The sequence below is a fragment of the Cellulosimicrobium sp. G4 BAM 1002 genome (genome assembly GCF_057126935.1).
In genome coordinates this window covers 4,379,557-4,402,757 of record NZ_CP182109.1, presented here as the reverse complement: position 1 = coordinate 4,402,757, position 23,201 = coordinate 4,379,557, and the positions used below count along the sequence as shown (strand labels likewise).

Here is a 23,201-nt window from a genome sequence, read left to right as displayed (position 1 = left end):
GCCGCCGCAACTTCATTGCCGCCTGGGGCGCCGCGGCCCTGGCGAGCGGTGCTGTCATTTTGCTAGCGTGGCGCTCGGAGGTGGATGAGATGGCGACGCTGACGATCCGAGGGCTCGACGACGAGGTGCGCGAGCGTCTGCGAGCACGAGCCATGGAGCACGGGCGGTCGATGGAGGCGGAGGTGCGCGAGATCCTGGCTGCTGCCGTGAGCTCACGGAGCGGGATCGAACGCGGACTCGGTACCTGGATCGCGGAGACCTTCGCGGGGATCGGGGGAGTCGAGGCGGACGTCTTCGACGTGCGTCGCGACGATCGTCCTCGACCGGTCGACTTCGGGGACTGAGGTGATCGTCCTCGACACCGACGTCGTCTCGGAGCTCACGAGGACGTCGCCGAAGGCTGCCGTCGTGCGGTGGCTCGATGCGCAGCCCGCGCACGAGGTACGCCTCAGCGCCGTCACGATCGCCGAGATGTCCTACGGCGTCGCACGTCTCCCGGCTGGACGGCGTCGGGACGAGCTCGTCAGGCGAGTCGAGCGGGTTCTCGAGGGGCTCGCCGCGCAGATCCTCCCGTTCGACGCGCCTGCCGCGCACGCGTTCGGCGCGGTCATGGCCGTCCGCGACCATGTCGGCAGGCCGATCAGCACGACGGACGCGCAGATCGCCGCGATCTGCCGTGTGCACGACGCGACGCTCGCGACGCGGAACGTCCGCGACTTCGCCGGGACGGGCGTGCACGTCGTCGACCCGTGGCAGGTCGACGTGCTCTGACGTGCACTGGGAGCCGTGACGCCGAACCCAGGACCGCCTGTCACCCGGTCGCTTCGGGGGCCCCGAACCTTCGAGCTGGCCGGCTCAGTCGAGCGCGCGCCGCATCACGACTCGTGGCACGCCGCCGCTGACGCCGGTCGTCGGGGCGGCGCGGACGAAGCCTGCCTTCTCGAACAGCGCGACCGTCCCGACGTACCCGGAGATGACGTCGACGCGCTCACCGCCGGCGTCCACGGGGTAGCCCTCGACGGCCGGGGCGCCGTGCGAGGCCGCGTGCTCGACGGCGCCAGCGAGCAGGTGGTGCATGAGGCCCTTCTTCCGGTACCCGGGCCGGACGACGAAGCACACCGCGCTCCAGGCGTCGAGGTCGTCGACGAACGGGATGGTCCGGGCGTTCATGAGCCGTCGGTAGGTGCTGCGCGGCGCGACGGAGCACCAGCCCGCGACCTCGCCGTCGACGTACGCGAGCACCCCCGGCCCGGGCTCGGACCGGCACAGGTCGGCCATGAACGCGGGTCGGTCGTCGTTCGTCACGCGTGAGTCGCGGTAGGACATGCACCAGCAGCCGTGCACCCCGGGCTTCCTCGGCCCGACCACGGTGGCGAAGTCGTCGAACCGCCCGACGGCGGCGCGCACCTCCACGTCCATGCCGCCACGCTAGGCGCGCCCGCCCACACGGGCGAGCGCCGCCGTCGGGCAGCGCCCCGCCCGACCGGTGTGCCGAGAACGACCTTGCTCGCGGTCGAGCACGACGTCAGTGCCGGAAAGAAGCCCAGAACGACAGCAACGTCGTGTTCGGCGGGAGACGGGGTCAGCCGGCGGGCCGGGGGCGGCGCGGACCGGGTCAGTCCGGGGTCGAGCGGGCGTAGCGGGCGGCGAGTGTCCGCAGGTGTGCCACGAGGGCGGGCGGCTCGGTGGCGTGGAAGTCGAGGCCGAGCATGCCGATCCACACCGCGACCACCTCGGCGCTGTCGCCGCCGGTGACGAGGACGCTGCGGCCGTCGGGCAGCGGCTCGACCGTGCCGACCGTGGGGTTGATCCGCCGCAGCACCTCCTCGGCGGGAGCGTCGACGACGACCCGCGCGTGCACGACCCACCCCGTCCGAGCGACCTCGCGCACGACGAACTCGGTCATGTCCCCGGGGAACTCCGCGGGCGCGAACCGCCGCCCGCCGGGCACGCGCAGCACGAGCCAGTCGACGCGGTAGGGAGCCCACGTACCCGTCGCGGGCTCGCGCGCCACGAGGAACCAGCGTCGCTGCCAGGCGACGAGGCGGTACGGCTCGAGCTCGACCGGCTCGTCGCGGTAGAAGGCGCGCAGACCCTGGTGGTCGCGCACGGCGTCGGCCAGGGCGCTCAGCGTGTCCGGGTCGACGACCGGGTCCTCGACGTTCGAGTCGGTGTTCGCCGGGCCGGTGGCGCTCGCGGACCGCAGCGCGGCGAGACGACGGCGCAGACGGTCGGGCATGACCTGCTCGAGCTTCGCGAGCGCCGACGCCCCCGACTCCTCGAACCCGGCCGTCCCGGTGGCCGCCCGCAGCCCGACGGCGACCGCGACGGCCTCGGCGTCGTCGAGCAGGAGCGGGGGCAGCCGGGCACCGGCCCCGAGCCGGTACCGGCCACCCGGCCCGCGCACGGCGTCGACGGGGTAGCCGAGCTCGCGCAGCCGGGCGACGTCGTTGCGCACCGTGCGGTCGGTGACGTCGAGGCGCTGGGCGAGCTCGGCGCCCGACCAGTCGGGCCGCGACTGGAGCAGGCCGAGCAGGGCGAGCATGCGGGCCGAGGTGGAGGCCACAGGGTCCCTCCGAGGGATCGCCGAAAAGAGTGCCGAACCTGCTCAGAATAACGGAAAGAACCGTTCCGGAACCCTGCGTAACGTCGGTATCACAGCAGGGCACGACGCCCCGCCCGACCGAGGAGAGACACCATGAGCAGCACCGCCCTCGAGCACCGCCCGTTCTCCGTCGCCGTCCCGCAGGCCGACCTGGACGACCTGCGCGAGCGCCTCGAGCGGACCCGCTTCGCGCCGGCCGCGCCCGGCGATTCCTGGGACTACGGCACGCCGGAGTCCTACCTGCGCGACATGGTCGGACGCTGGACGGCGTTCGACTGGCGCGCCGTCGAGGCCCGCGTCAACGCCTACCCGGGCTTCCTCACCGAGATCGACGGCCAGCCGATCCACTACCTGCACGTGCGCTCGCGGCACGAGGACGCGACGCCTCTGCTCCTCGCGCACACCTACCCCGGCTCGATGCTCGACTTCCTCGACATGATCGACCCGCTCGTCGACCCCGTCGCGCACGGTGGCCGGCCCGAGGACGCGTTCCACCTCGTGATCCCGTCCATGCCGGGGTTCGGGTTCTCGACGCCGGTCGTCGGGGACACCGACTGGACGATGGCGCGCGTCGCCCGTGCCTACGACACGCTCATGCGCGACCTCGGCTACGACTCCTACGGCATCCACGGCAGCGACGGCGGGGCGATGGTCGCGCGCGAGCTCGCCGTCCTCGACCCCGAGGGCTTCCGGGGTGCCCACGTGCTCCAGCTCTTCTCCTTCCCGTCCGGCGCCCCGGGCGAGATGGACGGGTTCGGGGAGAAGGAGTACGCCGCGCTCGGCCACCTCCAGTGGTTCCAGTCCGTCGGCGCGTACAACACGATGAACGCGTCGCGACCCCAGACGATGGCCGCAGGACTCGCGGACTCGCCCGTCGCCGTCCTCGCTTACCACGAGCTGTTCGAGAGCTTCGGCAACGGCACGAGCCTCGTGAGCGCCGAGCAGGTGCTCGCGCAGGCGACGCTCTACTGGCTGACGAACTCCTACGCGACGGCGGCTCGCTACCACTACGCCGAGCAGCGGTCGGGCGCGGAGCCCGTCGTCAGCCAGGGCCGGATCGGCGTGGCCGTGTTCCAGGACGACTTCCAGACGATCCGCGCCTTCGCCGAGCGGGACAACGCCCGGATCGAGCACTGGTCCGAGTTCCCCCGCGGCGGTCACTACGCGTCGCTCGAGGTTCCGGAGGACGTCGTCGCGGACCTGCGGGTGTTCTTCGCCTGACACGGGCGACCGTCGAGAACGTGGTGACGCACCCTCGACCACGACGTTGCTGTCGTCATCGGCCGGATAACGACAGCAACGTCGTGGTCGGCGCAGAATGGGGCGGTGTTCGACCGACCCGGCACCCGCCTCGACCTCGTCCCTCGGCACGTCCGCGTGCACGCCGTCCAGGAGACGTCCGCCGCGCTGCGGCGCATCACGTTCCGCGACGCCTCGCTCGCGACGCTGCGCGCCCCCGGCCCCGACGACCACGTCAAGGTCTTCCTCCCCGACCCGACGACCGGCGTCCTGCACGCGCCGACGCTCACCGCGGACGGCGCGCTCCAGCGTCCGACCGGCGTGGTCTCCATCTCGCGCGAGCTGACGGTCCGGGCGACGCGCGTCGTCGACGGCGTCGGCGAGGTCGACGTGGACTGGGTCCTGCACGGCGACGACGCGCCGGGCGCCCCGCCCGGAGAGGCCGGCGGGCCGGCGTCGGCGTGGGCGGCGCGCGCGACGCCGGGGGACGAGGTCGTCCTCGCCGGCCCGACGACGAGCCGCGGCGTCCCGGACGGCGTCGGCCGGCTTCTGCTCGTCGGGGACGAGACAGGGCTGCCGGCTCTCGCCCGGTGGGTGGGGGCCGTCGGCCCGGACGTCCCCGTGACTGCGATCGTCGAGATCGGCGACGACGTCGACGAGGCGTTCGTCGAGGACGAGATGGGGCGCGCGTCGCTCGAGCTCCTCTACCGCACCGACGGACCCGGCCAGCTCGCGGAGGCCGTCCGCGCGCTGGGTGCGCTCGACCCCGACGAGTACGTGTTCGGCGCGGGCGAGGCGACCGACCTCGCGCCCGTCCGCCGCGACCTGCGACGAGGCGGCGCACGTCCCGACCAGCTCGCGCTGCACGGCTACTGGCGCCGCGGCGTCGTGAACCTCGACCCCGACGCGCCGCTCGACCCGACCGACCCCGACTGACGAGCGGGACCACCCGCCGAACCCGAATCTACGGGGCGATTCGTCGGCTGCGTGAACATCAACCCCGGGTTCGGGGCGACCTGTCGGTGTCTGCCCGGGGCGTAACGGGCTGCGCGTGGGCCGTCGTCGCGCGAGGCTGTGCGCATGACCCGACTTCTCGTGCTCGGTGGTTCCGACTTTGTGGGGCGGGCCGTCGTCGACGACGCGCTCGAGCGCGGCTGGGACGTGACCGTCCTCAACCGCGGTTCCACCCCCGTTCCTGACGGCGTCCGGCAGCTCGTGGGCGACCGCGCCCGGGCGGACGGCCTGGACGCGCTGGGTGGGGACGACGTCCCGCAGAAGTGGGACGTCGTCGTCGACACGTGGTCGTGGGCGCCGGCCGCCGTGCGCGACGCCGCGCGGTTCCTCGCGGGTCGGCTGCCGGGCGACAGCCGGTACGTGTACGTGTCGTCGCGCTCGGTCTACCCGTTCCCGACCGCGCGGGGCGCCGACGAGTCGGCACCTCTCGTCGAGGGCGACCCCGACGACGAGACGTCCGACGACTACGCGCGCGCCAAGCGCGGTGCCGAGATCGCCGCGGTGGAGACGCTCGGGGACCGGGCGCTGCTGCTGCGTGCGGGGTTGATCCTCGGCCCGCGCGAGAACGTCGGGCGGCTGCCGTGGTGGCTGCGACGCATCGCGCAGGGCGGTCCGGTGCTCGCGCCCGGCCCGGCGGAGCTGCCGCTGCAGTACGTCGACGCGCGCGACCTCGCGGCGTTCGCGCTCGACGCGGCGGGCGCGGGGGCGTCGGGGCCGGTCGACGTCGTGAGCGCGCCGGGGCACACGACCATGGGGGAGCTGCTCGCCGCGTGCGTCGCGGTGACGGCCGACGACGCCGCAGCGGCCGGGAGCCCGCCCGCCGAGCTGGTCTGGGTCGAGCCCGAGACGGTGCTCGCGGCCGGCATCGAGCCGTGGTCGCAGCTCCCGGTGTGGCTGCCGCCCGGCGAGCTGCACGACGCGCTGCACGGGTCCGACACGTCGCGCGCGTTCGCGCTCGGCCTGCGCACGCGCGACGTCCGCGAGACGGTCCACGACACCTGGGCCTGGCTCCGCGAGCTCGACGCCGCGGGCGAGGCGACGCCGCACCGCGCGGACCGCCCCGCCGTCGGGCTGCCTCCGAACCTCGAGGCCACTGTGCTGCGCCGTCTGTGACGGGCGCTGCGGTGGCGCCACGTAAGACCCTCGCGCCGCCGAGCACGACGTTGCTCGCCGCCGAGCACGACGTTGGCGTCGTTATCGGCCGCACAACGACAGAAACGTCGTGTTCGCGCGGGGGTGGTGCAGGGTCCGACGGCGGCTCAGCCCTCGGCGAGGAGCTCGCGCACGCGCGGGACCACCTGGGTCCCGTACAGCTCGATGCTGCGCATCATCGTGCTGTGCGGCAGCGTGCCGGCCGAGTACTTGAGGTCGAACCGCCCGGCGTCGAGGAGGCGCACCGTGCGCGCGATCTTCCGCGCGACGGTCTCGGGCGACCCGACGTAGAGCGAGCCGTCGCGCACGTCGTGCGCGAACCGCCCGCGGTGGTACGCCGGCCAGCCGCGCTCGCGCCCGATGCGGTTGTTCATCGCGGCGAAGTGCTCGTAGACCTCCTCCTGCGCCTGCTCGTCGGTCTCCGACACGTGGCCGGGGGAGTGGACGCCGACCGGCAGCGCGGGGTTGCCGAGCTCCTCGACCGCCCGGTGGTAGAGGTCCACGTAGGGCCGGAACCGCTCCGGCTCGCCGCCGATGATCGCGAGCATGAGCCCGAGGCCGTGCCGCGCGGTCCGCACGACCGACTCGGGCGACCCTCCCACGCCGACCCACGTGCGCAGCCGGCCGCCGTCCGTCTTGGGCCAGGCCTCCTGGTCGGCGAGCCCGGCGCGCGTCGTCCCGGACCACGTGACCGGCCCCTCGTCGAGCAGGCGCACGAACAGGTCGAGCTTCTCCTCGAACAGCACCTCGTAGTCCGCGAGGTCGTAGCCGAACAGCGGGAACGACTCGATGAACGACCCGCGTCCCAGGATGACCTCCGCACGTCCGCCGGACAGCGCGTCGACCGTCGAGAAGCGCTCGAAGACCCGCACGGGGTCGTCCGAGCTGAGGACGGTCACCGCCGACCCGAGGCGGATCCGCGACGTCCGCGTCGCGATCCCCGCGAGGACCACCTCGGGCGCGCTGACCGCGAAGTCCGCGCGGTGGTGCTCGCCGACACCGAAGAAGTCGACCCCGACCTCGTCCGCGAGCACCGCCTCCTCGACGACGTCGCGGATCGTGCGGGCGCCGCTCACCGGCGTGCCGTCCGGCTCGGCGGTGACGTCGCCGAACGTGTCGAGACCCAGCTCCACGGTCGCGAGGTCCGCGGGTGAGCCGCCGGTGGTCCCGGGTGCGGTCGGAGAGGTCGTGTCGTCGGTCATCGTCTGCTCCTGCGGTCGGTCGACCGTCGTCGGGCCGGTGCTCTCACCGGCGGCGCGGTCGTGCGCCGTCTCAACCGTGCCCGGCCGTCGGATCTTCCGCGACCCGTCGGGCCCGTCGCGAGGGCGGTGGTACGACGACGGCCGCCGCCCCGGCAGGGGCGACGGCCGTCGGGAGCGCCGGGGGCGCGGCGACGTCAGTACGTCGACGCGACCTCGCCGTTCGCGATGAGCGCGGCGATGGCGACGAAGTAGATGATGCCGATGATGGCGCCGAGCACGGTGAAGACGATGCTGAGGATGAGGCCCCACTTGGCGAGCTGGTTGTCGAAGCCCGCCTCCTTGCTCTTCTTGCGGGCGATCGCGCTGACGACGATGCCCGCGATCGCGAAGACGAACGCGAGGACGAAGCCGATGATGCCCAGGGTCTTGCCCGGGTCCTCCATCGGGGCGGCGTAACCGGCGGGGGCCTGCGGGGCGGCGGGGTACTGCTGGGTCATGGGTCTCTTCTGCTTTCTGGTGGGGCCGACGTCGTCGAGTCCTGACGGGGCGCGGACGGTGCCGTCCGCGCGACTGCGGGCCTCATTGTGGAGCATGTGGTGTGTGTCTGAACAGGGGGAGTTCTCCCCGAAGCCTGTGAAAAACGGATAAAAAGTATATGACCGGTGAAACTACCCGACCGTGGGGTCGGCGGGAGCGTAGATGCGCAGGGCAGCGCGTCGCATCGTGAGACGTACGCCGACGGGGCCCGTGGTCGTGACCCCGTCGAGCGCCAGCGTCTCCCCGTCGTGCGCGAGGACCACGGTCGGGGCCTCCGCTCCCCCGGACGCGGACCCGTCGGGCCCGACCACCGCACCGTGGGCGGGGAACCGCAGCTCGAGCGACGGGACGACCGTCGCGTCGACGACGAGGTGCCGACGCACCCCGGGCACGCGCCGCGCGAACCGGGTCCCCGTGTCTCCGACCGCGACCTCGAAGAACGTGCGCAACCGGCTCGCCCGGCGCTCGGCGCGGGCCGTGCGGACGTCCAGCACGCCGTCGTCGAGGCGGTGCCTCTCGACCGGCGCGAGGCTCTGCGGGAAGTACCGGTTGACGCCCGCGAAGAGCGACCAGTACTCGCCCTCGTGCCCCTCCACCGACATACGGACGCGGTGCGCCCGCCGCAGCACCCGTGCCGCCGCGAGCACGGCCGCGGGCCACTTGCCGAGCCGATGCTCGTACTTCTCCCGCTCCGTGACGAGCTCCGGGTAGACGCCGGCCGAGAAGGTGTTGAGCACGGTGCGCGGTGGCCCGTCGAGGCCGTCGACCTCGAGGTCGGCGACGTCGATCGTCACCCCTGAGCCCGTGCGCACCGCGGCGACCGTCGCGCTGAGGGACGTGAGGTCCGCCGCGCGCGCGAAGTGGTTCAGGGTGCCGCCCGGGAAGACGGCGAGCGGCAGGTCGTGCGCACGGGCCGCGGCGGCGGCTGTCGAGACGGTGCCGTCGCCGCCGCTGATGCCGAGCGCGCGGGCGCCGCGCGCGGCGGCGTCGTCGAAGAGGCGGCGCAGGTCGTCGCCCTCGCCCAGCACGTGCACGTCGGCGCGCGGCAGCCCCTCGCGCAGCACGGCGAGCGGGTCCTCCTTGAGCAGGCGCCCGGAGCCCGCCGCCGGGTTGACGACGGCGAACAGCCCGGCACCGTCGTCGAGCGCGGGCACGGCGGCGAGGGGCCCCGCGGGCACGTCATGGCCCTGCTCGGCCGCGCCCGGCACGAGCACGCGCCCCACGAGTGCCACGCCTGCACCGAGGGCGGCGCCAGCGACGACGTCCGAGAACCAGTGCGAGCCCGTGTGGAGCCGCGAGTACATCACCGCGCCCGCGAGGGGTGCGAGGGCCAGGCCGAGCGACGGCCACTCGATCGCGACGCCCGTGACGAACGCGGCGGCCGACGCCGAGTGCCCCGACGGGAACGACGGAGACGTCGGCGGGTCGGCGAGCCGACGCCACAGCGGGAGCTGTTCGAGCGACGGCCGCTCGCCACCGAAGACCGTCTTGCCGACGACGTTCGCGAGGAGGCTCGACGCGAGCAGCGAGCCGTAGCCGCGCAGTGCCGCGTCGCGCCCGCGCCGCCCGGTCGCCGCGATGCCCAGGGCCGCCCCGGCCCACAGCACGCTGCGGTCCGCGACGGTCGACAGGCGCGAGAGGGCGGCGTCCGCGACCGGCCCGAGCGCACGGCTGTTGGTCCAGGCGCTGACCGCGCGGTCGAGCCGAGCGATCCCGGGAAACGCCTCGTGCGGCTTGACGATCCCGGTGACGCGAGGCATCTGGCCATCGTAGGAAGCGTCGTGCCGGACCGCGCGGCGGCCCGGCCGATCGTGCGGAGGAGCGGGCCGATCAGGCCCCGGCGCGGCTCGTCTGGCCGCGGAGCCCGTCGATGTGCGTCTGGAGGCGCTCCAGCGCGACGGCGACGCCCTCGCCCGCGTCGTGCGCGAGGTCGGTCACGTAGCGGAGCTGCGCGGCTGCGGCGTCGAGCGCGACCTGGGCGTCGGCGAGAGCGACGGCAGCTCGGCCGTCTGCCGCTTCGTCGTCGTCGGACGCGCGGTCGAGCGCGGAGCGGGCCTCGGCGGTCGCCGCCTCGACCGACTCGACGGCGTCGAGCACGTCGTTGCGGAGCACGGGGTGCAGAGCGGGGAGCTGGGCGTGGACGCGGCCGAGGTCGTCGCCGATCGTGTCGGTCTGGACCTGCGCGTCGGCGATGAGCTGCTGCACCTCGGCGGCGCTCGCCGTCGAGCACATCGGGAGCATCATGGCCAGCGCGAGCAGGCTCGCCGCGGCGAACCGGGCTGACGTGCGCGTGCGCTGCGGCGTCGTGGGCTCGCTCGTCCTCGCTGACATGTCCGCAAGTCTCCCGGTCCAACCTGAGAAGCACCAGGGAATCCTGGGCGAATTCATGGAGATTTCGCACACAGCGCACGAGGGAGGCGCGAGCCGTGCCGGTCCGGTGCCGTCAGACGCGGGCGAGGTGGCGGCGTCGTGCAGCGGCGAGACGCGTGGCGATCAGGCCGTGGCGCGGGCTGAACAGGTACGCGAGCGCGAAGACGGCGCCGAGGGCCACGACGACCGTCCCGCCCGAGGCGGTGTCGAGGTAGTAGCTCACGTAGATCCCGACGACGCCGCACACCGCGGCGACGAGCGGCGAGATCCACAGCATGCGGGAGAAGCGGTCGGTGAGCAGGTACGCGGTCGCGCCGGGCGTGATGAGCAGCGCGACGACGAGCACGACGCCCACCGCCTGCAGCGCGACCACGACCGTGAGCGCGAGCAGGCCGAGCAGCAGCGCGCCGAGCCGGCGCGGCGAGAGGCCGATCGCGTGCGCGTGGGTCGGGTCGAACGCGTAGAGCGTGAGGTCGCGCCGCTTGAGCACGACGACGGCGAGCGTCACCGCGCCGAGGACCAGGACCTGGAGGAGGTCGGCCCGGGAGACCCCGAGGAGGTTGCCGAAGAGGATGTGGTTGAGGTCGGTCTGGCTCGGCGTGACGGAGATGAGCACCAGGCCCAGGGCGAACAGCGTCGTGAACACGACGCCGATCGCGGCGTCCTCCTTGACGCGGCTCGTGTCCCGCACGGCACCGATGAGCAGGACCGCGAGCAGCCCGAAGACCAGCGCCCCGAGCGCGAACGGCGCCCCGACCACGTACGCGAGGACGACGCCGGGCAGCACGGCGTGCGAGACGGCGTCGCCCATGAGCGACCAGCCGACGAGCACCAGCCAGCAGGACAGCACCCCGCACACGACCCCCGCCGTGACGGTGACGGCGAGCGCCGTGCGGAGGAACTCGTACGACAACGGCTCGAGGAGTACGGCGAGGACGTCGTTCACGGCGCCACCTCCACACCAAACGCGAGCGCGAGGTTCTCGGGCCGCAGCACCTCGGTGGGCGTCGAGTGCAGCAGGACGCGCTGCTGCAGCAGCACGGCCTCGTCCGCGAGCTCGGGCAGCGCGTGCAGGTCGTGGGTCGAGACGAGGACGGTCGCGCCGCCCGCCGCGAGGTCTCGCAGCAGGGCGGTGATCGTCTTCTCGGTGCGCTTGTCGACGCCCGCGAACGGCTCGTCGAGCAGGAGGATCGTCGCGCCCTGCGCGAGCCCGCGCGCCACGAACGCGCGCTTGCGCTGCCCGCCCGAGAGCGCGCCGATCTGGCGGTCCGCCAGGTCGGTCAGCTCGACTCGTTCGAGCGCGTGCGCGACGGCCTCGCGGTCGGCCGGCCGCGTGCGGCGCGTGAACCCCTGGTAGCCGTAGCGGCCCGTCATGACGACGTCGCGCACGCTCAGCGGGAACGCCCAGTCCACGTCCTCGCTCTGCGGCACGTACCCGACCGCCTGGGCGCGCCGGGCGCGCGCGGGGGGTGCGCCGTCGACCAGGACGGTGCCGCGGTCCGGCCGGACCATGCCCATGACGGCCTTGAACAGCGTCGACTTGCCCGAGCCGTTCATGCCCACCAGCCCGCACACGGTGCCTCGCCCGAGCGCGACCGTCGCACCGTCGAGCGCGAGCACGTCGCCGTAGTGGACCGTCAGGTCGCGCACGTCGATCGCGGGGGTGCCCGACGGCGCCCGCCCGCCCGCGCTCACGCGTCGCCCTCGGCCGTCGTGCCGGTCAGGCCCGCCACGATCGTGTCCGTGTCGTGGCGCAGGAGGTCGAGGTACGTGGGCACCGGCCCGCCGGGCTCGGACAGCGAGTCGACGTAGAGCGTCCCACCGAACACGGCGCCCGACTCGTGCGCGACCTGGCGCATCGCCTTGTCGGAGACCGTCGACTCGCAGAACACCGCGGGGACGTCGTTCTCCTCGACGAACTCGATCGTGTCGACGACGGACTGCGGCGTCGCCTGCTGCTCGGCGTTGACGGCCCACAGGTACTGCTCCGTCAGGCCGGCGTCGCGCGCGAGGTAGGAGAACGCGCCCTCGCACGAGACGAGCGCGCGGTGGTCCTGCGGGAGTGCGTCGAGCGCGGTCGTGAGCTCGTCGTGCACGGCCGCGAGCTCGGCGGAGTAGGCGGCAGCGTTCGCGGCGTAGTCGTCCGCGTGCGCGGGGTCGAGCTCGGCGAACGCGTCCGCCATGTTCTGCACGTAGAGCTGCCCGTTCACGGGCGACATCCACGCGTGGGGGTTGTCCTTGCCCTCGTACTCCTCGGCGGTGTCGTCACCGAGCGGGATGCGGTCGACGCCGTCGCTCACGACGACGTGCGGCACGTCCAGGCCGTCGACGAACCGCCCGAACCACGCCTCGAGCCCCATGCCGTTGTCGAGGATCAGGTCCGCCTCCGCCGCCTTGCGCACGTCGCCCGGTGTCGGCTCGTACCCGTGGATCTCCGCCCCGACCTTCGTGATCGACTCGACGCGCAGGTGCTCACCGGCGACGTTCTCGGCCATGTCCGCGAGCACGGTGAACGTCGTAAGCACCACCGGCCGCCCGTCGTCGGACGCCGGACCGCTCCCCGGATCGGTCCCGACCGAGCACCCCGCGACCGCGAGCACGCACGCCACCCCTGCGGCGGCAGCGGCTCGCGCACGGCTGGTTCCGGCCCTCCGGGAAGCAAAGTTCGGCACACCGAACAATCTAGGCCGGTCCACCCCCGTCCGCAACGACCGAGCCGGCACGGGCCAACCTGCCGAGGTAGAACCCTGGTCGCGCGAGGTAGAACCGTGGTCGCGCGAGGTAGAACCGTGGTCGGCCGAGGTAGAACCGTGGTCGCGTCAGTAGCGACAGCGACGGAGGGCGTGGGCTATGCCGGGCGCGGCGGTGCGGTCCGGGCTCGTGGCGACCATGCGGTCTCGGCCAGTCGAGCATGCGGTTGTCGCCCGTCAGGTGCTCGGGACGAGCCGCAACGACATGCTCGGCGCAGCACCGGGTCTTGCCTGGGGGAGCACGGACCAGGGTGGGTCGATGCCGGGAGGGGTGGGTGGGGGCGCCGCGTCGTGGTCGGGCCTGGCGGGAGCCGCGAGGAACGAGCGGCGGATGGTAGACGCGGCGCCCCCACCCACCCCGACACCCAGGGCGACCAGACCGCCGTCGGGCATGAGCAGGGTTCTACTTCGCGCGACCACGGTTCTACCTCGCGCGACCAGGGTTCTATCTCGCGGGACCAGGGTTCTACCTCGGCGGGGCGGGGTGCTCCCTTGCTCCCAGGCGGCGGCTCACCTCGGTGGCGGCGTGCCCGACGGCGGTGGCGAGCTCGGCGCGGCGGGCGGGTGGGGCGTCGTCGGACCAGAAGGTGAGCGCGATGCCGGCGACGGGGAGGCCGGTGTGGTCGACGGCCGCGTGGGCGACGGACGCGAGGCCGGGCGTGACCTCGCCGTCCTCCTCGGCCCAGCCGCGCCGTCGGACGTCGCGCAGCACCTCGCGCAGCGCGCGGAGGGTCTGCGGCCCGACGCCGGTCCGGTCGGCGAGCGTCGCGGCGCTCGGGAAGAGGGCGCGCACCTGGGCGCCGGGCAGTCCGGCGAGGACGGCACGGCCGCTCGCGGTGAGGTGGGCGGGGAGGCGGACGTCGACGTCGGTCACGAGCGTCGGGCGGCGCGGCGCGCGCTGCTCGACGAGGTAGAGGACCTCCCGCCCGTTGAGGACGGCGAGGTGGGCGCTCTCGCCGGTGGACTCGACGAGGCGCGCGACGACGGGTCGCGCGAGGCGGGCGAGGGGCGCCTGCCGGGCGTAGGCGGACCCGAGGGCGAGGGACGCCGTCCCGAGCCCGTAGCGGTGCTCCTCGGGCAGGTGGGTCACGAAACCCTCGTCCACGAGGACGGACAGCAGGTGGTAGACGGTCGAGCGGGGCAGCCCGAGCCCGTGCGCGACGGCGGCCGCGGGGGACGGGCCCGCCTGCCCGGCGAGGAACGTGAGCACCCGCACGGCCTGGCGCGCGGCGGGGACGTCGCTCGGCATGGAGACCACGGTAGGGCCGTGTCACGATCGAGGCGTGACAACCCTGCCCGACGACCAGCGCCTGAGCGACCTCGCGCGGCTGCGGCGCGTGCGGGACCGGATCGACCGGGAGTACGCGCAGCCGCTCGACGTCGCCGCCCTCGCGCGCGGGGTGCACGTGTCGGCCGGGCACCTGAGTCGCGAGTTCCGCGCGGCGTACGGCGAGACGGTGTACGCGTACCTCATGACGCGCCGGATCGAGCGCGCGAAGGCGCTGCTCCGGCGGGGGGACCTGAGCGTCACGGAGGTGTGCTTCGCAGTGGGGTGCTCGTCGCTCGGGACGTTCAGCACGCGGTTCACCGAGCTCGTCGGCGTGCCGCCGAGCGTCTACCGGCGGCTCGTCGCGGAGACCGCCGAGGAGCAGCTGGACGAGGTGTCGGCGTGCGTCGCGAGGCGCGTCACGCGACCGGTCAGGAATCGAGAAGCGCAGGCCGGGCGACGGTCCTAGCGTCGTTCCCATGAACCTCACCATCAACTCCAGCTTCCTGCCCCAGACCGACCCCGACGCCTCGCTGGCCTTCTACCGCGACGTCCTCGGCTTCGAGATCCGCAACGACGTCGGGTACGAGGGGATGCGGTGGATCACCGTCGGCCCCGCGGACCAGCCCGACACGGCGATCGTCCTGCACCCGCCGGCCGCGACGCCGGGCCTGTCCGACGACGACAAGCGTGCGCTCCTGGAGATCGTCGCCAAGGGTGCCTACTTCGGCGTCAACCTCGCGACGCCGGACGTCGACGAGACGTTCGCGCGCATCGAGGCCGCGGGGGCCGAGGTCGTGCAGGAGCCGATCGACCAGCCGTACGGCGTGCGCGACTGCGCGTTCCGCGATCCCGCGGGCAACGAGATCCGCATCCAGCAGCGCGGCTGAGCGCTCCGCCGTCGGCTGCCGCGACCGCCGTCGGCCACCGTCAGCACCGGCGCCCGCCCGCGCTCGGCCCGCTCGCGGTCATTACCGACCGGCCGCGTTCGCGGCCTCCAGGTCGAGCGTGAGCGCGAGCGGGCCGAGCTCGGCCGCGACCTGCGAGAACTCCGCGACGAGCGGCGGGATCGGGCCCGAGCGCCGCACCAGGCCCCAGCGCAGGACCGGCTGCTCGTCGATCGGGACGTAGGCGACGTCGGAGCGCTCCAGGTAGCGGATGCCCTGGGCGCACGCGACGGCGACGCCGTCGCCCGACATGACGCGCCAGAGCACCTCCTCGCGCGTCGGCATGGTGCCGCCGCGGTCCGCCTCGCTGCGGGGGACGGGGCTCACCGCGTCCTCCCAGTAGTCGGGCACGGGCAGGCCGGACGGGAGGACGGTCTCGTCGGCGAGCTCGTCGAGCGAGACCGACGAGCGTGTGGCGAGCGGGTGCGTCCGGCCGACGGCGAGCACGATCGGCTCGGTGAAGGTCACCGGGCCGACCGTCAGGTCCTTCTCCTCGACGGGCAGCCACAGGAGCGCGACGTCGACCTCGCCGTCGCGCAGGAGCCGGAACGGCTCGTCGAGACGAACCTCGCGCATGCGCAGGTCGACGTGCGGGTTGCGGCTGCGGAACAGCGCGGTGACGGGCGCGAGCTCCTGCCACAGCGGGCCCATGACGCCGAAGGTCAAGGTCTCGCGCGCGGCGCGCGCGGTGCTCGCGGCCGACTCGACGCCCTGCAGGATCCGGCGGTACCCGGCCTCCAGGTCGGCCCGGAGCTGCTCGCCGAGCGGCGTGAGCGCGACCCGCCGGCTCGTGCGCTCGAAGAGCGGCGCGCCGATCCGACGCTCCTGCTGGGCGATCGCCTGGCTGACTCGCGGAGCCGACACGTGCAGCCGCTCAGCGGTGCGGCCGAAGTGCAGCTCCTCGGCCAGCGTCAGGAAGATCTCGATGTCGCGTAGCTCCACCCACCGATCGTTCCGCAGCGTTAACCCAGGACGCAACCGGCGTTACGCGATCGGCCGTTGTTCGACGGTGGCGGCGACGGAAGGCTTGGTCGTGACAGGACAAGCGCAGGACCCAGCGGAAGGAACACGACCATGGCTGTCGTCAGGACCCACCGGTACACGGTCGAGACGGGCACCCTCGCCCAGCTGCTCGAGCAGCGCAGCACGCTGATCCAGGGGCTGCGGGCCGCGAACCCCGCGTTCACCGCCAGCGCCCTGATCCGGATGGAGGACGGCTCGTACCTCGACGTGTGGCGCTGGGAGTCGGCGGACGCGATGCGGGACGCCGCGCAGGCAGCGCAGCAGGTCCCGCTCGTCGGGGCGACGGTCGGTCTCATGACCGACCACGTCGTGCTCGACGGCGAGGTGCTGGACGAGCGGTGACGCGTGCCGTCGGGCACGCAACGGACATGGACGGACGAGGACGAGGGACAGGGAGCACGACGATGACCAGGACGACGAGCAGCGAGGCAGGCACGACGGGGGCGGGACGCCCACCGGGCACACCGGGCAGGTTCTCGCGCTGGATGCAGCGGCGGGCGAACGAGCGCCTCGTGCGCAAGGTCCGGCGCGGGCGGGCGACGTTCATGGGGATGGACGTCCTCGTGCTGCACACGATGGGACGACGCAGCGGCGCGCCCCGCGAGACGCCGCTCATGTGGCTGCCGGACGAGGGCGACGCCGTCCTCGTGGTCGCGTCGGGTGGCGGGAGCCGCAACCCGGACTGGCACGCCAACCTCATGGCGCACCCCGGCGAGGTCGCGATCGAGCTGCCGGGCAAGGGCCTCGTGCCGGCGACGCCCCACCAGCTCACGGGCGCCGACCGGGACCGCGCGTGGCAGCAGGTCGCTGCGGCGCAGCCGCGCATCGCGAAGTACCAGAGCAAGGCCGACCGCGACTACCCGCTCGTGCGGCTCACGCCGCGCGGATGACGGAAACCACGCGCCACGGCGACGGGCGTTCGGGCAGACTTCTCGAGGGAGCTGCACCGCGCCGCGCCGACGACGGCGTCGGCGGCGGCCGGTCGCCCGCCCGCCGCGACACCATGCTGGACGACGAGGAGACACGATGAGCACGGCAACGACGACGGACGAGCAGACCTCGGTGGGGCGGGACGCGGACGGTCACGACGTCATCCGCGTCCAGGGGGCGCGAGCGAACAACCTCAAGGACGTGAGCGTCGAGATCCCCAAGCGGCGGCTGACGGTCTTCACCGGGGTCTCCGGGTCGGGGAAGAGCTCGCTCGTCTTCGACACCGTCGCAGCGGAGTCGCAGCGGCTCATCAACGAGACCTACAGCGCGTTCCTGCAGGGCTTCATGCCGACGCTCGACCGCCCGGACGTCGACCTCCTCGAGGGCCTCACGACGGCGATCGTCGTCGACCAGGAGCGTCTCGGCGCGAACCCGCGCTCCACGGTGGGCACGGTGACGGACGCCAACGCGATCCTGCGCGTGCTCTTCAGCCGGTTCGGCGAGCCGCAGATCGGCCCGCCGCCCGCGTTCTCGTTCAACGTCCCCGCGCGCAAGGCGAGCGGCGTCATGACGTCGGCCACGGGCGAGAAGACGATCGTGCGCGAGGCGATCTACCACGGCGGCATGTGCCCGCGGTGCGAGGGCCGCGGCTCGGTCTCGGACCTCGACCTCACGGAGATCTTCGACGACTCGAAGTCGCTGCTCGACGGCGCGATCAAGGTCCCGGGCTACACGGCCGACGGGTGGATGGTGCGCGGGTTCGCCGAGTCGGGGTTCTTCCCGGGCGACAAGCCGATCCGCGAGTTCACCGACAAGCAGCTGAAGGACTTCCTCTACAAGGAGCCCACCAAGATCAAGGCGATGGGGATCAACGTCACCTACGAGGGGCTGATCCCCAAGATCCAGAAGTCGATGTTCTCCAAGGACGTCGACTCGCTGCAGCCGCACGTCCGCGCGTTCGTCGAGCGTGCCGCGACGTTCGCGACCTGCCCGGACTGCGGCGGGACGCGACTGTCGGAGTCGGCGCGCTCCTCGAAGATCCGCGGCGTGAACATCGCCGACCTGTGCGCGATGCAGATCACCGACCTTGCCGCGTGGATCCGGGACCTCGACGACCCCTCGATGGCGCCGGTGGTGAACGCGCTCGGCGAGAACCTCGCGTCGTTCGTCGAGCTCGGCCTGGGGTACCTCAGCCTCGACCGGCCGTCGGGCACGCTGTCCGGCGGCGAGTCGCAGCGCATCAAGATGCTGCGCCACCTCGGGTCGTCGCTCACCGACGTCACCTACGTCTTCGACGAGCCGACGGTCGGGCTGCACCCGCACGACATCGACCGCATGAACGACCTCCTGCTGCGCCTGCGAGACAAGGGCAACACCGTCCTCGTCGTCGAGCACAAGCCCGAGACGATCGTCATCGCGGACCACGTGGTCGACCTCGGTCCCGGCGCGGGCACCGCCGGTGGCCACGTGACCTTCGAGGGCACGGTCGACGGGCTGCGCGCGAGCGACACCGTCACCGGGCGGCACCTCGACGACCGCGCGACGGTCAAGGAGAGCGTGCGGACGCCGTCGGGCGTGCTGGAGGTCCGGGGCGCGAACGCCCACAACCTCCAGGACGTGGACGTCGACGTCCCGCTCGGCGTGCTCGTCGTGCTCACGGGCGTGGCCGGCTCGGGCAAGAGCTCGCTCGTCGAGGGCTCGGTGTCGCGGCGCGAGGGCGTCGTGACGATCGACCAGAGCCCGGTCAGGGGCTCGCGGCGCAGCAACCCGGCGACCTACACGAGCCTGCTCGAGCCGATCCGCAAGGCGTTCGCCAAGGCGAACGGCGTCAAGCCGGCGCTCTTCAGCGCGAACTCCGAGGGCGCGTGCCCCGAGTGCAAGGGCGCGGGCGTCATCTACACCGAGCTCGGGTTCATGGAGACCGTCTCGACGCCGTGCGAGGACTGCGGCGGCACGCGCTTCCAGGCCGCGGTGCTCGACTACACGCTCGGCGGGCTGAACATCGCCGAGGTGCTCGACCTCCCGGTCTCCAAGGCTCGCGAGTTCTTCTCCTCGGGCGACGGCAAGGTCCCCGCCGCGGCGGCGATCCTCGAGCGGCTCGACGACGTCGGCCTCGGCTACGTGAGCCTCGGCCAGCCCCTCACGACCCTGTCCGGCGGCGAGCGCCAGCGTCTCAAGCTCGCCACGCACCTCGGCGACAAGGGCGGCGTCATCGTCCTCGACGAGCCGACGACGGGCCTGCACCTCGCCGACGTCGAGAACCTCCTCGGCCTGCTCGACCGCATCGTCGACGCGGGGAAGTCGGTCATCGTCATCGAGCACCACCAGGCGGTCATGGCGCACGCGGACTGGATCATCGACCTCGGTCCCGGTGCCGGGCACGACGGCGGTCGCGTCGTCTTCGAGGGCACGCCGGCCGACCTCGTGGCCGCGCGGTCGACGACCACGGGCGAGCACCTCGCGGCGTACGTCGGCGCCTGACCGCTCCCGCCGAGCACGAGGTTGCTGTCGTTATCGGCCTGATGGCGACAGCAACCTCGTGCTCGACGCGGCGCAGGCTCGTGGTCGGCGCGGGACCTCGCCCCTGGTCGTCCCGACGGGCCGCTCCGCCGACGGCGCATCGTGCGCTGACGACCCGGCGTGTCTGGGATCTCAGACGGAACCTCCGCCGCCCGTCTCCCCGGGGATGCCGTCGCGGTGTGTCCTGGGGGCATGGCAGCGACGCACACCTCGGCCGTCCCCGGCCGTCCCGACCCGGGCACCCCCGCCCCGGGCGTACCGGAACCGGGTGACCCGGGCACGACGGCGGTCCCCGCCCCCGACCCGGACCGCGCCGCTCGCGCGGTGGCCGTGGGCGACGGGCCGCTGACGGTCGACGACGTGGTCGACGTCGCCCGGCACGGCGCGCGCGTGCGGCTCACCGAGGCGGCGCTCGACGCGATGGCGGCGAGCCGCGCCGTCGTCGAGTCCCTCGCGGACGACGACCGCCCGCACTACGGCGTCTCGACGGGCTTCGGCGCGCTCGCTCGGCGGCACATCCCCGTCGAGCGGCGCGCGCAGCTCCAGCTCAGCCTCGTGCGCTCGCACGCCGCGGGGTCCGGCGCGGAGGTCGAGCGCGAGGTCGTGCGTGCGCTGCAGCTCCTGCGGCTCGCGACCCTGGCGACGGGCCGGACCGGGGCGCGCCCCGTCGTCGCGCGGACGTACGCGGCGATGTTGAACGCGGGGATCACGCCTGTGGTGCGCGAGTTCGGGTCGCTCGGCTGCTCGGGGGACCTCGCGCCGCTCGCCCACGTGGCGCTCGCGGCGCTCGGCGAGGGGGAGGTCCGCGACGCCGCGGGCGCGCTGCGGCCCGCGGCCGACGCGCTCGACGAGGCCGGGATCACCCCCCTTGTGCTGCGTGAGAAGGAGGGTCTTGCGCTCATCAACGGCACCGACGGCATGCTCGGCATGCTGTGCCTCGCCCTGCACGACCTGGGGTCGCTGCTCGTCACCGCTGACGTCGCGGCCGCGTCGAGCGTCGAGGCGCTGCTCGGCTCGGACGCGCCGTTCGCCGCGGACCTCATGGCGATGCGGCCGCACCCCGGGCAGGCGGCGTCGGCGGCGAACCTGCGCGTGCTGCTCGACGGCTCGCCCGTCGTCGCGAGCCACCGCACGCTCGACGCCGAGGGTCGCCCCGAGTGCACGCGCGTGCAGGACGCGTACTCGCTGCGCTGCGCGCCCCAGTTGCACGGGGCCGCGCGCGACACGCTCGACCACGCGGCGCTCGTCGCGGGCCGTGAGCTCGCGTCCGCGATCGACAACCCGGTCGTCACCGCGGACGGGCGCGTCGAGTCGAACGGCAACTTCCACGGCGCCCCGGTCGCGTACGTGCTGGACTTCCTCGCGATCGCGGCGGCCGACGTCGCGAGCATGAGCGAGCGCCGCACCGACCGGTTCCTCGACAAGGCCCGCAACGAAGGGCTGCCGCCGTTCCTCGCCGACGACCCCGGCGTCGACTCGGGCCTGATGATCGCGCAGTACACCGCCGCGGGGATCGTCTCGGAGCTCAAGCGCCTCGCCGTCCCCGCGAGCGTCGACTCGATCCCGTCGTCCGCGATGCAGGAGGACCACGTCTCGATGGGGTGGGCCGCCGCGCGCAAGCTCCGCCGCGCCGTCGACGGCCTGGGTCGTGTCCTCGCGATCGAGCTCCTCACCGCGACGCGCGCCCTCGACCTGCGCTGCACCCCTCACGGCTCGGCGGTGGTGCTCGCGCCCGCGCAGGGGACCGGTGCGGTACGGGACCTCGTGCGCACCGTCGTCGACGGTCCCGGCCCGGACCGGTACCTCTCGCCCGAGATCGAGGCGGTCACCCGGCTCGTCGCGGGAGGCGACGTCGTCCGGGCTGCGAGCGCCGCCGCCGGGCACCTGGCCTGAGACCCACCACCGCGAAGGAGCGAGAGATGGCCCACGAGCCGACCCACCGACTCGGCACCCCCGTCCCCGTCCGCGCGCCGCGCGGCACGACCCTCACCGCGCGGTCGTGGCAGACCGAGGCGCCGCTGCGGATGCTCATGAACAACCTCGACCCCGAGGTCGCGGAGCGGCCCGACGACCTCGTCGTCTACGGCGGCACGGGCCGCGCGGTGCGGGACTGGCCGAGCTACCACGCGATCGTCCGCGCGCTCACGACGCTCGGCGACGACGAGACGCTCCTCGTGCAGTCGGGCAAGCCGGTCGGGGTGCTGCGGACGCACGAGTGGGCGCCGCGCGTGCTCCTCGCGAACTCCAACCTCGTGGGGGACTGGGCGACGTGGCCCGAGTTCCGGCGTCTCGAGACGATGGGCCTGACGATGTACGGGCAGATGACGGCCGGGTCGTGGATCTACATCGGCGCGCAGGGCATCCTCCAGGGCACGTACGAGACGCTCGCCGCCGTCGCCGCGAAGCGGTTCGGCGGGACCCTCGCCGGGACGCTCACGCTGACAGGCGGGTGCGGCGGCATGGGCGGCGCGCAGCCGCTCGCGGTCACGCTCAACGGGGGCGCGTGCCTCGTGGTCGACGTGGACCGGTCGCGCCTCGAGCGCCGCGTCCGCGAGCGGTACCTCGACGTCGTCGCGGAGTCGCTCGACGACGCCGTCCGGCTCGTCGAGGACGCACGGCGCGAGCGCCGGGCGCTGTCGGTGGGCGTGGAGGGGAACAGTGCGGTGGTGGTGCCGGAGCTGTTGCGCCGGGGCGTGGAGGTGGACGTCGTGACGGACCAGACGTCGGCGCACGACCCGCTGTCGTACCTGCCGGTGGGTGTGCCCGTCGACGAGTGGGCCGACGCCGCCGCGCGCGACCCCGAGGGCTTCACCGACCGTGCACGGGAGTCGATGGCCCGGCACGTCGAGGGGATGGTCGGGTTCCTCGACGCGGGCGCGGAGGTGTTCGACTACGGCAACTCGATCCGTGACGAGGCGCGCCGCGGCGGGTACGACCGGGCGTTCGCGTTCCCCGGGTTCGTGCCCGCGTACATCCGGCCGCTGTTCGCGCAGGGCAAGGGTCCGTTCCGGTGGGCGGCGCTGTCGGGCGACCCGCGGGACATCGCCGTCACCGACCGCGCCGTGCTCGACCTCTTCCCCGACGACGACCACCTGCACCGCTGGATCCGCGCCGCGCAGGAGAGGGTCGCGTTCCAGGGACTGCCCGCCCGGATCTGCTGGCTCGGGCACGGCGAGCGGGACCGCGCGGGCCTGGCGTTCAACCAGCTCGTCGCGTCGGGCGGGGCGCGGGCGCCGATCGTCATCGGTCGCGACCACCTCGACGCGGGATCGGTCGCGTCGCCGTACCGCGAGACCGAGGCCATGGCGGACGGCTCCGACGCGATCGCCGACTGGCCGCTGCTCAACGCGCTCACGGCCGCGTCGTCGGGCGCGACGTGGGTCTCGATCCACCACGGCGGGGGCGTCGGGATGGGCCGCTCGATCCACGCGGGCCAGGTGTCCGTCGCGGACGGCACCCCGCTCGCCGCGGCGAAGCTCGCGCGCGTGCTGTCGAACGACCCGGGGCTCGGCGTCCTGCGCCACGTCGACGCCGGGTACGACGACGCGGTCGCAGCCGCCGAGCGCGGCGGCCTCCGCGTCCCGATGCGGGAGGCGTGATGGGCCGCCGTCAGCCCGACCGTCCGTCGTCGGCTCGCCCTCCGGC

23 protein-coding genes are annotated in these 23,201 nt (G+C 73.7%); 12 read left to right on the top strand and 11 right to left on the bottom strand.

All coding sequences use genetic code 11. From position 1 onward, the window contains the following. The first annotated feature begins 89 nt into the window (after positions 1–89). Positions 90–344, top strand: coding sequence for a FitA-like ribbon-helix-helix domain-containing protein (locus ACMXGY_RS19655; protein ID WP_483774652.1), 255 nt, complete (start codon positions 90–92; stop codon positions 342–344). A 1-nt stretch (position 345) separates the two neighbouring features. After that, positions 346–771 (top strand): PIN domain-containing protein, encoded by a 426-nt coding sequence (locus ACMXGY_RS19650; RefSeq protein ID WP_483774651.1) that lies wholly within the window; start codon positions 346–348, stop codon positions 769–771. An 84-nt stretch (positions 772–855) separates the two neighbouring features. Here ACMXGY_RS19650 and ACMXGY_RS19645 read toward each other — a convergent pair whose 3' ends face one another. Next, positions 856–1,419, bottom strand: a complete 564-nt coding sequence (locus tag ACMXGY_RS19645; RefSeq protein WP_483774650.1) for an N-acetyltransferase family protein — start codon at positions 1,417–1,419, stop codon at positions 856–858. 196 nt (positions 1,420–1,615) lie between these two features. Further along, positions 1,616–2,566 (bottom strand): helix-turn-helix transcriptional regulator, encoded by a 951-nt coding sequence (locus ACMXGY_RS19640; RefSeq protein WP_483774649.1) that lies wholly within the window; start codon positions 2,564–2,566, stop codon positions 1,616–1,618. 132 nt (positions 2,567–2,698) lie between these two features. Here ACMXGY_RS19640 and ACMXGY_RS19635 point away from each other — a divergent pair, with 132 nt between their 5' ends. From ACMXGY_RS19635 to ACMXGY_RS19625, 3 genes are all read left to right on the top strand, one after another. Next, entirely contained in the window at positions 2,699–3,826 is a 1,128-nt protein-coding gene (locus ACMXGY_RS19635) for an epoxide hydrolase family protein (RefSeq protein WP_483774648.1), read from the top strand. A 105-nt stretch (positions 3,827–3,931) separates the two neighbouring features. After that, complete coding sequence (locus ACMXGY_RS19630; protein ID WP_483774647.1) at positions 3,932–4,780, top strand: siderophore-interacting protein; 849 nt, start codon at positions 3,932–3,934, stop codon at positions 4,778–4,780. A gap of 144 nt (positions 4,781–4,924) precedes the next feature. Next, complete coding sequence (locus ACMXGY_RS19625; protein WP_483774646.1) at positions 4,925–5,971, top strand: NAD-dependent epimerase/dehydratase family protein; 1,047 nt, start codon at positions 4,925–4,927, stop codon at positions 5,969–5,971. Positions 5,972–6,117: 146 nt separating this feature from the next. Here ACMXGY_RS19625 and ACMXGY_RS19620 read toward each other — a convergent pair whose 3' ends face one another. From ACMXGY_RS19620 to ACMXGY_RS19585, 8 genes are all read right to left on the bottom strand, one after another. Beyond that, positions 6,118–7,212, bottom strand: a complete 1,095-nt coding sequence (locus tag ACMXGY_RS19620; RefSeq protein WP_483774645.1) for an LLM class flavin-dependent oxidoreductase — start codon at positions 7,210–7,212, stop codon at positions 6,118–6,120. 194 nt (positions 7,213–7,406) lie between these two features. Next, complete coding sequence (locus ACMXGY_RS19615; RefSeq protein ID WP_483774644.1) at positions 7,407–7,709, bottom strand: hypothetical protein; 303 nt, start codon at positions 7,707–7,709, stop codon at positions 7,407–7,409. 171 nt (positions 7,710–7,880) lie between these two features. Beyond that, positions 7,881–9,509: a phosphatase PAP2 family protein gene (locus tag ACMXGY_RS19610; RefSeq protein ID WP_483774643.1), complete on the bottom strand. Its 1,629-nt coding sequence runs from the start codon at positions 9,507–9,509 to the stop codon at positions 7,881–7,883. A gap of 70 nt (positions 9,510–9,579) precedes the next feature. Beyond that, complete coding sequence (locus ACMXGY_RS19605; protein WP_483774642.1) at positions 9,580–10,080, bottom strand: hypothetical protein; 501 nt, start codon at positions 10,078–10,080, stop codon at positions 9,580–9,582. A gap of 112 nt (positions 10,081–10,192) precedes the next feature. Continuing rightward, a complete protein-coding gene (locus ACMXGY_RS19600; protein WP_483774641.1) occupies positions 10,193–11,065 on the bottom strand; it encodes a metal ABC transporter permease in 873 nt (290 codons plus the stop codon). After that, positions 11,062–11,814, bottom strand: coding sequence for a metal ABC transporter ATP-binding protein (locus ACMXGY_RS19595; protein ID WP_483774640.1), 753 nt, complete (start codon positions 11,812–11,814; stop codon positions 11,062–11,064). Before ACMXGY_RS19595 ends, ACMXGY_RS19600 begins: the two co-directional genes overlap by 4 nt. Next, complete coding sequence (locus ACMXGY_RS19590) at positions 11,811–12,791, bottom strand: metal ABC transporter substrate-binding protein (protein ID WP_483774639.1); 981 nt, start codon at positions 12,789–12,791, stop codon at positions 11,811–11,813. The genes ACMXGY_RS19595 and ACMXGY_RS19590 overlap by 4 nt, the downstream gene beginning before the upstream one ends. 544 nt (positions 12,792–13,335) lie before the next feature. Continuing rightward, positions 13,336–14,118: an IclR family transcriptional regulator gene (locus ACMXGY_RS19585; RefSeq protein ID WP_483774638.1), complete on the bottom strand. Its 783-nt coding sequence runs from the start codon at positions 14,116–14,118 to the stop codon at positions 13,336–13,338. Here ACMXGY_RS19585 and ACMXGY_RS19580 point away from each other — a divergent pair. Next, a complete protein-coding gene (locus ACMXGY_RS19580; protein WP_483774637.1) occupies positions 14,117–14,605 on the top strand; it encodes a helix-turn-helix transcriptional regulator in 489 nt (162 codons plus the stop codon). The two genes, ACMXGY_RS19585 and ACMXGY_RS19580, sit on opposite strands and share 2 nt — an antisense overlap. 10 nt (positions 14,606–14,615) lie before the next feature. After that, a complete protein-coding gene (locus tag ACMXGY_RS19575; RefSeq protein ID WP_483774636.1) occupies positions 14,616–15,026 on the top strand; it encodes a VOC family protein in 411 nt (136 codons plus the stop codon). An 81-nt stretch (positions 15,027–15,107) separates the two neighbouring features. Here ACMXGY_RS19575 and ACMXGY_RS19570 read toward each other — a convergent pair whose 3' ends face one another. Beyond that, a complete protein-coding gene (locus tag ACMXGY_RS19570) occupies positions 15,108–16,025 on the bottom strand; it encodes a LysR family transcriptional regulator (RefSeq protein WP_483774635.1) in 918 nt (305 codons plus the stop codon). Between the two features lie 132 nt (positions 16,026–16,157). On the opposite strand from ACMXGY_RS19570, the gene ACMXGY_RS19565 reads away from it, so the two are divergent. The 5 genes from ACMXGY_RS19565 (at position 16,158) to hutU (ending at position 23,155) form a co-directional block, all read left to right on the top strand. Next, positions 16,158–16,448: a hypothetical protein gene (locus ACMXGY_RS19565; protein WP_483774634.1), complete on the top strand. Its 291-nt coding sequence runs from the start codon at positions 16,158–16,160 to the stop codon at positions 16,446–16,448. Between the two features lie 62 nt (positions 16,449–16,510). Then, complete coding sequence (locus tag ACMXGY_RS19560; protein WP_483774633.1) at positions 16,511–16,996, top strand: nitroreductase family deazaflavin-dependent oxidoreductase; 486 nt, start codon at positions 16,511–16,513, stop codon at positions 16,994–16,996. Between the two features lie 136 nt (positions 16,997–17,132). Next, a complete protein-coding gene (locus ACMXGY_RS19555; RefSeq protein ID WP_483774632.1) occupies positions 17,133–19,517 on the top strand; it encodes an ATP-binding cassette domain-containing protein in 2,385 nt (794 codons plus the stop codon). Between the two features lie 231 nt (positions 19,518–19,748). Beyond that, positions 19,749–21,449, top strand: coding sequence for a histidine ammonia-lyase (hutH, locus tag ACMXGY_RS19550; protein ID WP_483774631.1), 1,701 nt, complete (start codon positions 19,749–19,751; stop codon positions 21,447–21,449). A 26-nt stretch (positions 21,450–21,475) separates the two neighbouring features. After that, a complete protein-coding gene (hutU, locus tag ACMXGY_RS19545) occupies positions 21,476–23,155 on the top strand; it encodes a urocanate hydratase (protein WP_483774630.1) in 1,680 nt (559 codons plus the stop codon). Positions 23,156–23,201 lie beyond the last annotated feature (46 nt).

What these genes read in the sequence shown, in the direction of transcription:
- ACMXGY_RS19655 (WP_483774652.1), top strand. Translation starts at nt 90, where the DNA reads ATGGCGACGCTGACGATCCGAGGGCTCGACGACGAGGTGCGCGAGCGT.
- ACMXGY_RS19645 (WP_483774650.1), bottom strand. Translation starts at nt 1,419, where the DNA reads ATGGACGTGGAGGTGCGCGCCGCCGTCGGGCGGTTCGACGACTTCGCC.
- ACMXGY_RS19635 (WP_483774648.1), top strand. Translation starts at nt 2,699, where the DNA reads ATGAGCAGCACCGCCCTCGAGCACCGCCCGTTCTCCGTCGCCGTCCCG.
- ACMXGY_RS19625 (WP_483774646.1), top strand. Translation starts at nt 4,925, where the DNA reads ATGACCCGACTTCTCGTGCTCGGTGGTTCCGACTTTGTGGGGCGGGCC.
- ACMXGY_RS19620 (WP_483774645.1), bottom strand. Translation starts at nt 7,212, where the DNA reads ATGACCGACGACACGACCTCTCCGACCGCACCCGGGACCACCGGCGGC.
- ACMXGY_RS19615 (WP_483774644.1), bottom strand. Translation starts at nt 7,709, where the DNA reads ATGACCCAGCAGTACCCCGCCGCCCCGCAGGCCCCCGCCGGTTACGCC.
- ACMXGY_RS19610 (WP_483774643.1), bottom strand. Translation starts at nt 9,509, where the DNA reads ATGCCTCGCGTCACCGGGATCGTCAAGCCGCACGAGGCGTTTCCCGGG.
- ACMXGY_RS19605 (WP_483774642.1), bottom strand. Translation starts at nt 10,080, where the DNA reads ATGTCAGCGAGGACGAGCGAGCCCACGACGCCGCAGCGCACGCGCACG.
- ACMXGY_RS19580 (WP_483774637.1), top strand. Translation starts at nt 14,117, where the DNA reads ATGGAGACCACGGTAGGGCCGTGTCACGATCGAGGCGTGACAACCCTG.
- ACMXGY_RS19585 (WP_483774638.1), bottom strand. Translation starts at nt 14,118, where the DNA reads ATGCCGAGCGACGTCCCCGCCGCGCGCCAGGCCGTGCGGGTGCTCACG.
- ACMXGY_RS19575 (WP_483774636.1), top strand. Translation starts at nt 14,616, where the DNA reads ATGAACCTCACCATCAACTCCAGCTTCCTGCCCCAGACCGACCCCGAC.
- ACMXGY_RS19565 (WP_483774634.1), top strand. Translation starts at nt 16,158, where the DNA reads ATGGCTGTCGTCAGGACCCACCGGTACACGGTCGAGACGGGCACCCTC.
- ACMXGY_RS19560 (WP_483774633.1), top strand. Translation starts at nt 16,511, where the DNA reads ATGACCAGGACGACGAGCAGCGAGGCAGGCACGACGGGGGCGGGACGC.
- ACMXGY_RS19555 (WP_483774632.1), top strand. Translation starts at nt 17,133, where the DNA reads ATGAGCACGGCAACGACGACGGACGAGCAGACCTCGGTGGGGCGGGAC.
- hutH (WP_483774631.1), top strand. Translation starts at nt 19,749, where the DNA reads ATGGCAGCGACGCACACCTCGGCCGTCCCCGGCCGTCCCGACCCGGGC.
- hutU (WP_483774630.1), top strand. Translation starts at nt 21,476, where the DNA reads ATGGCCCACGAGCCGACCCACCGACTCGGCACCCCCGTCCCCGTCCGC.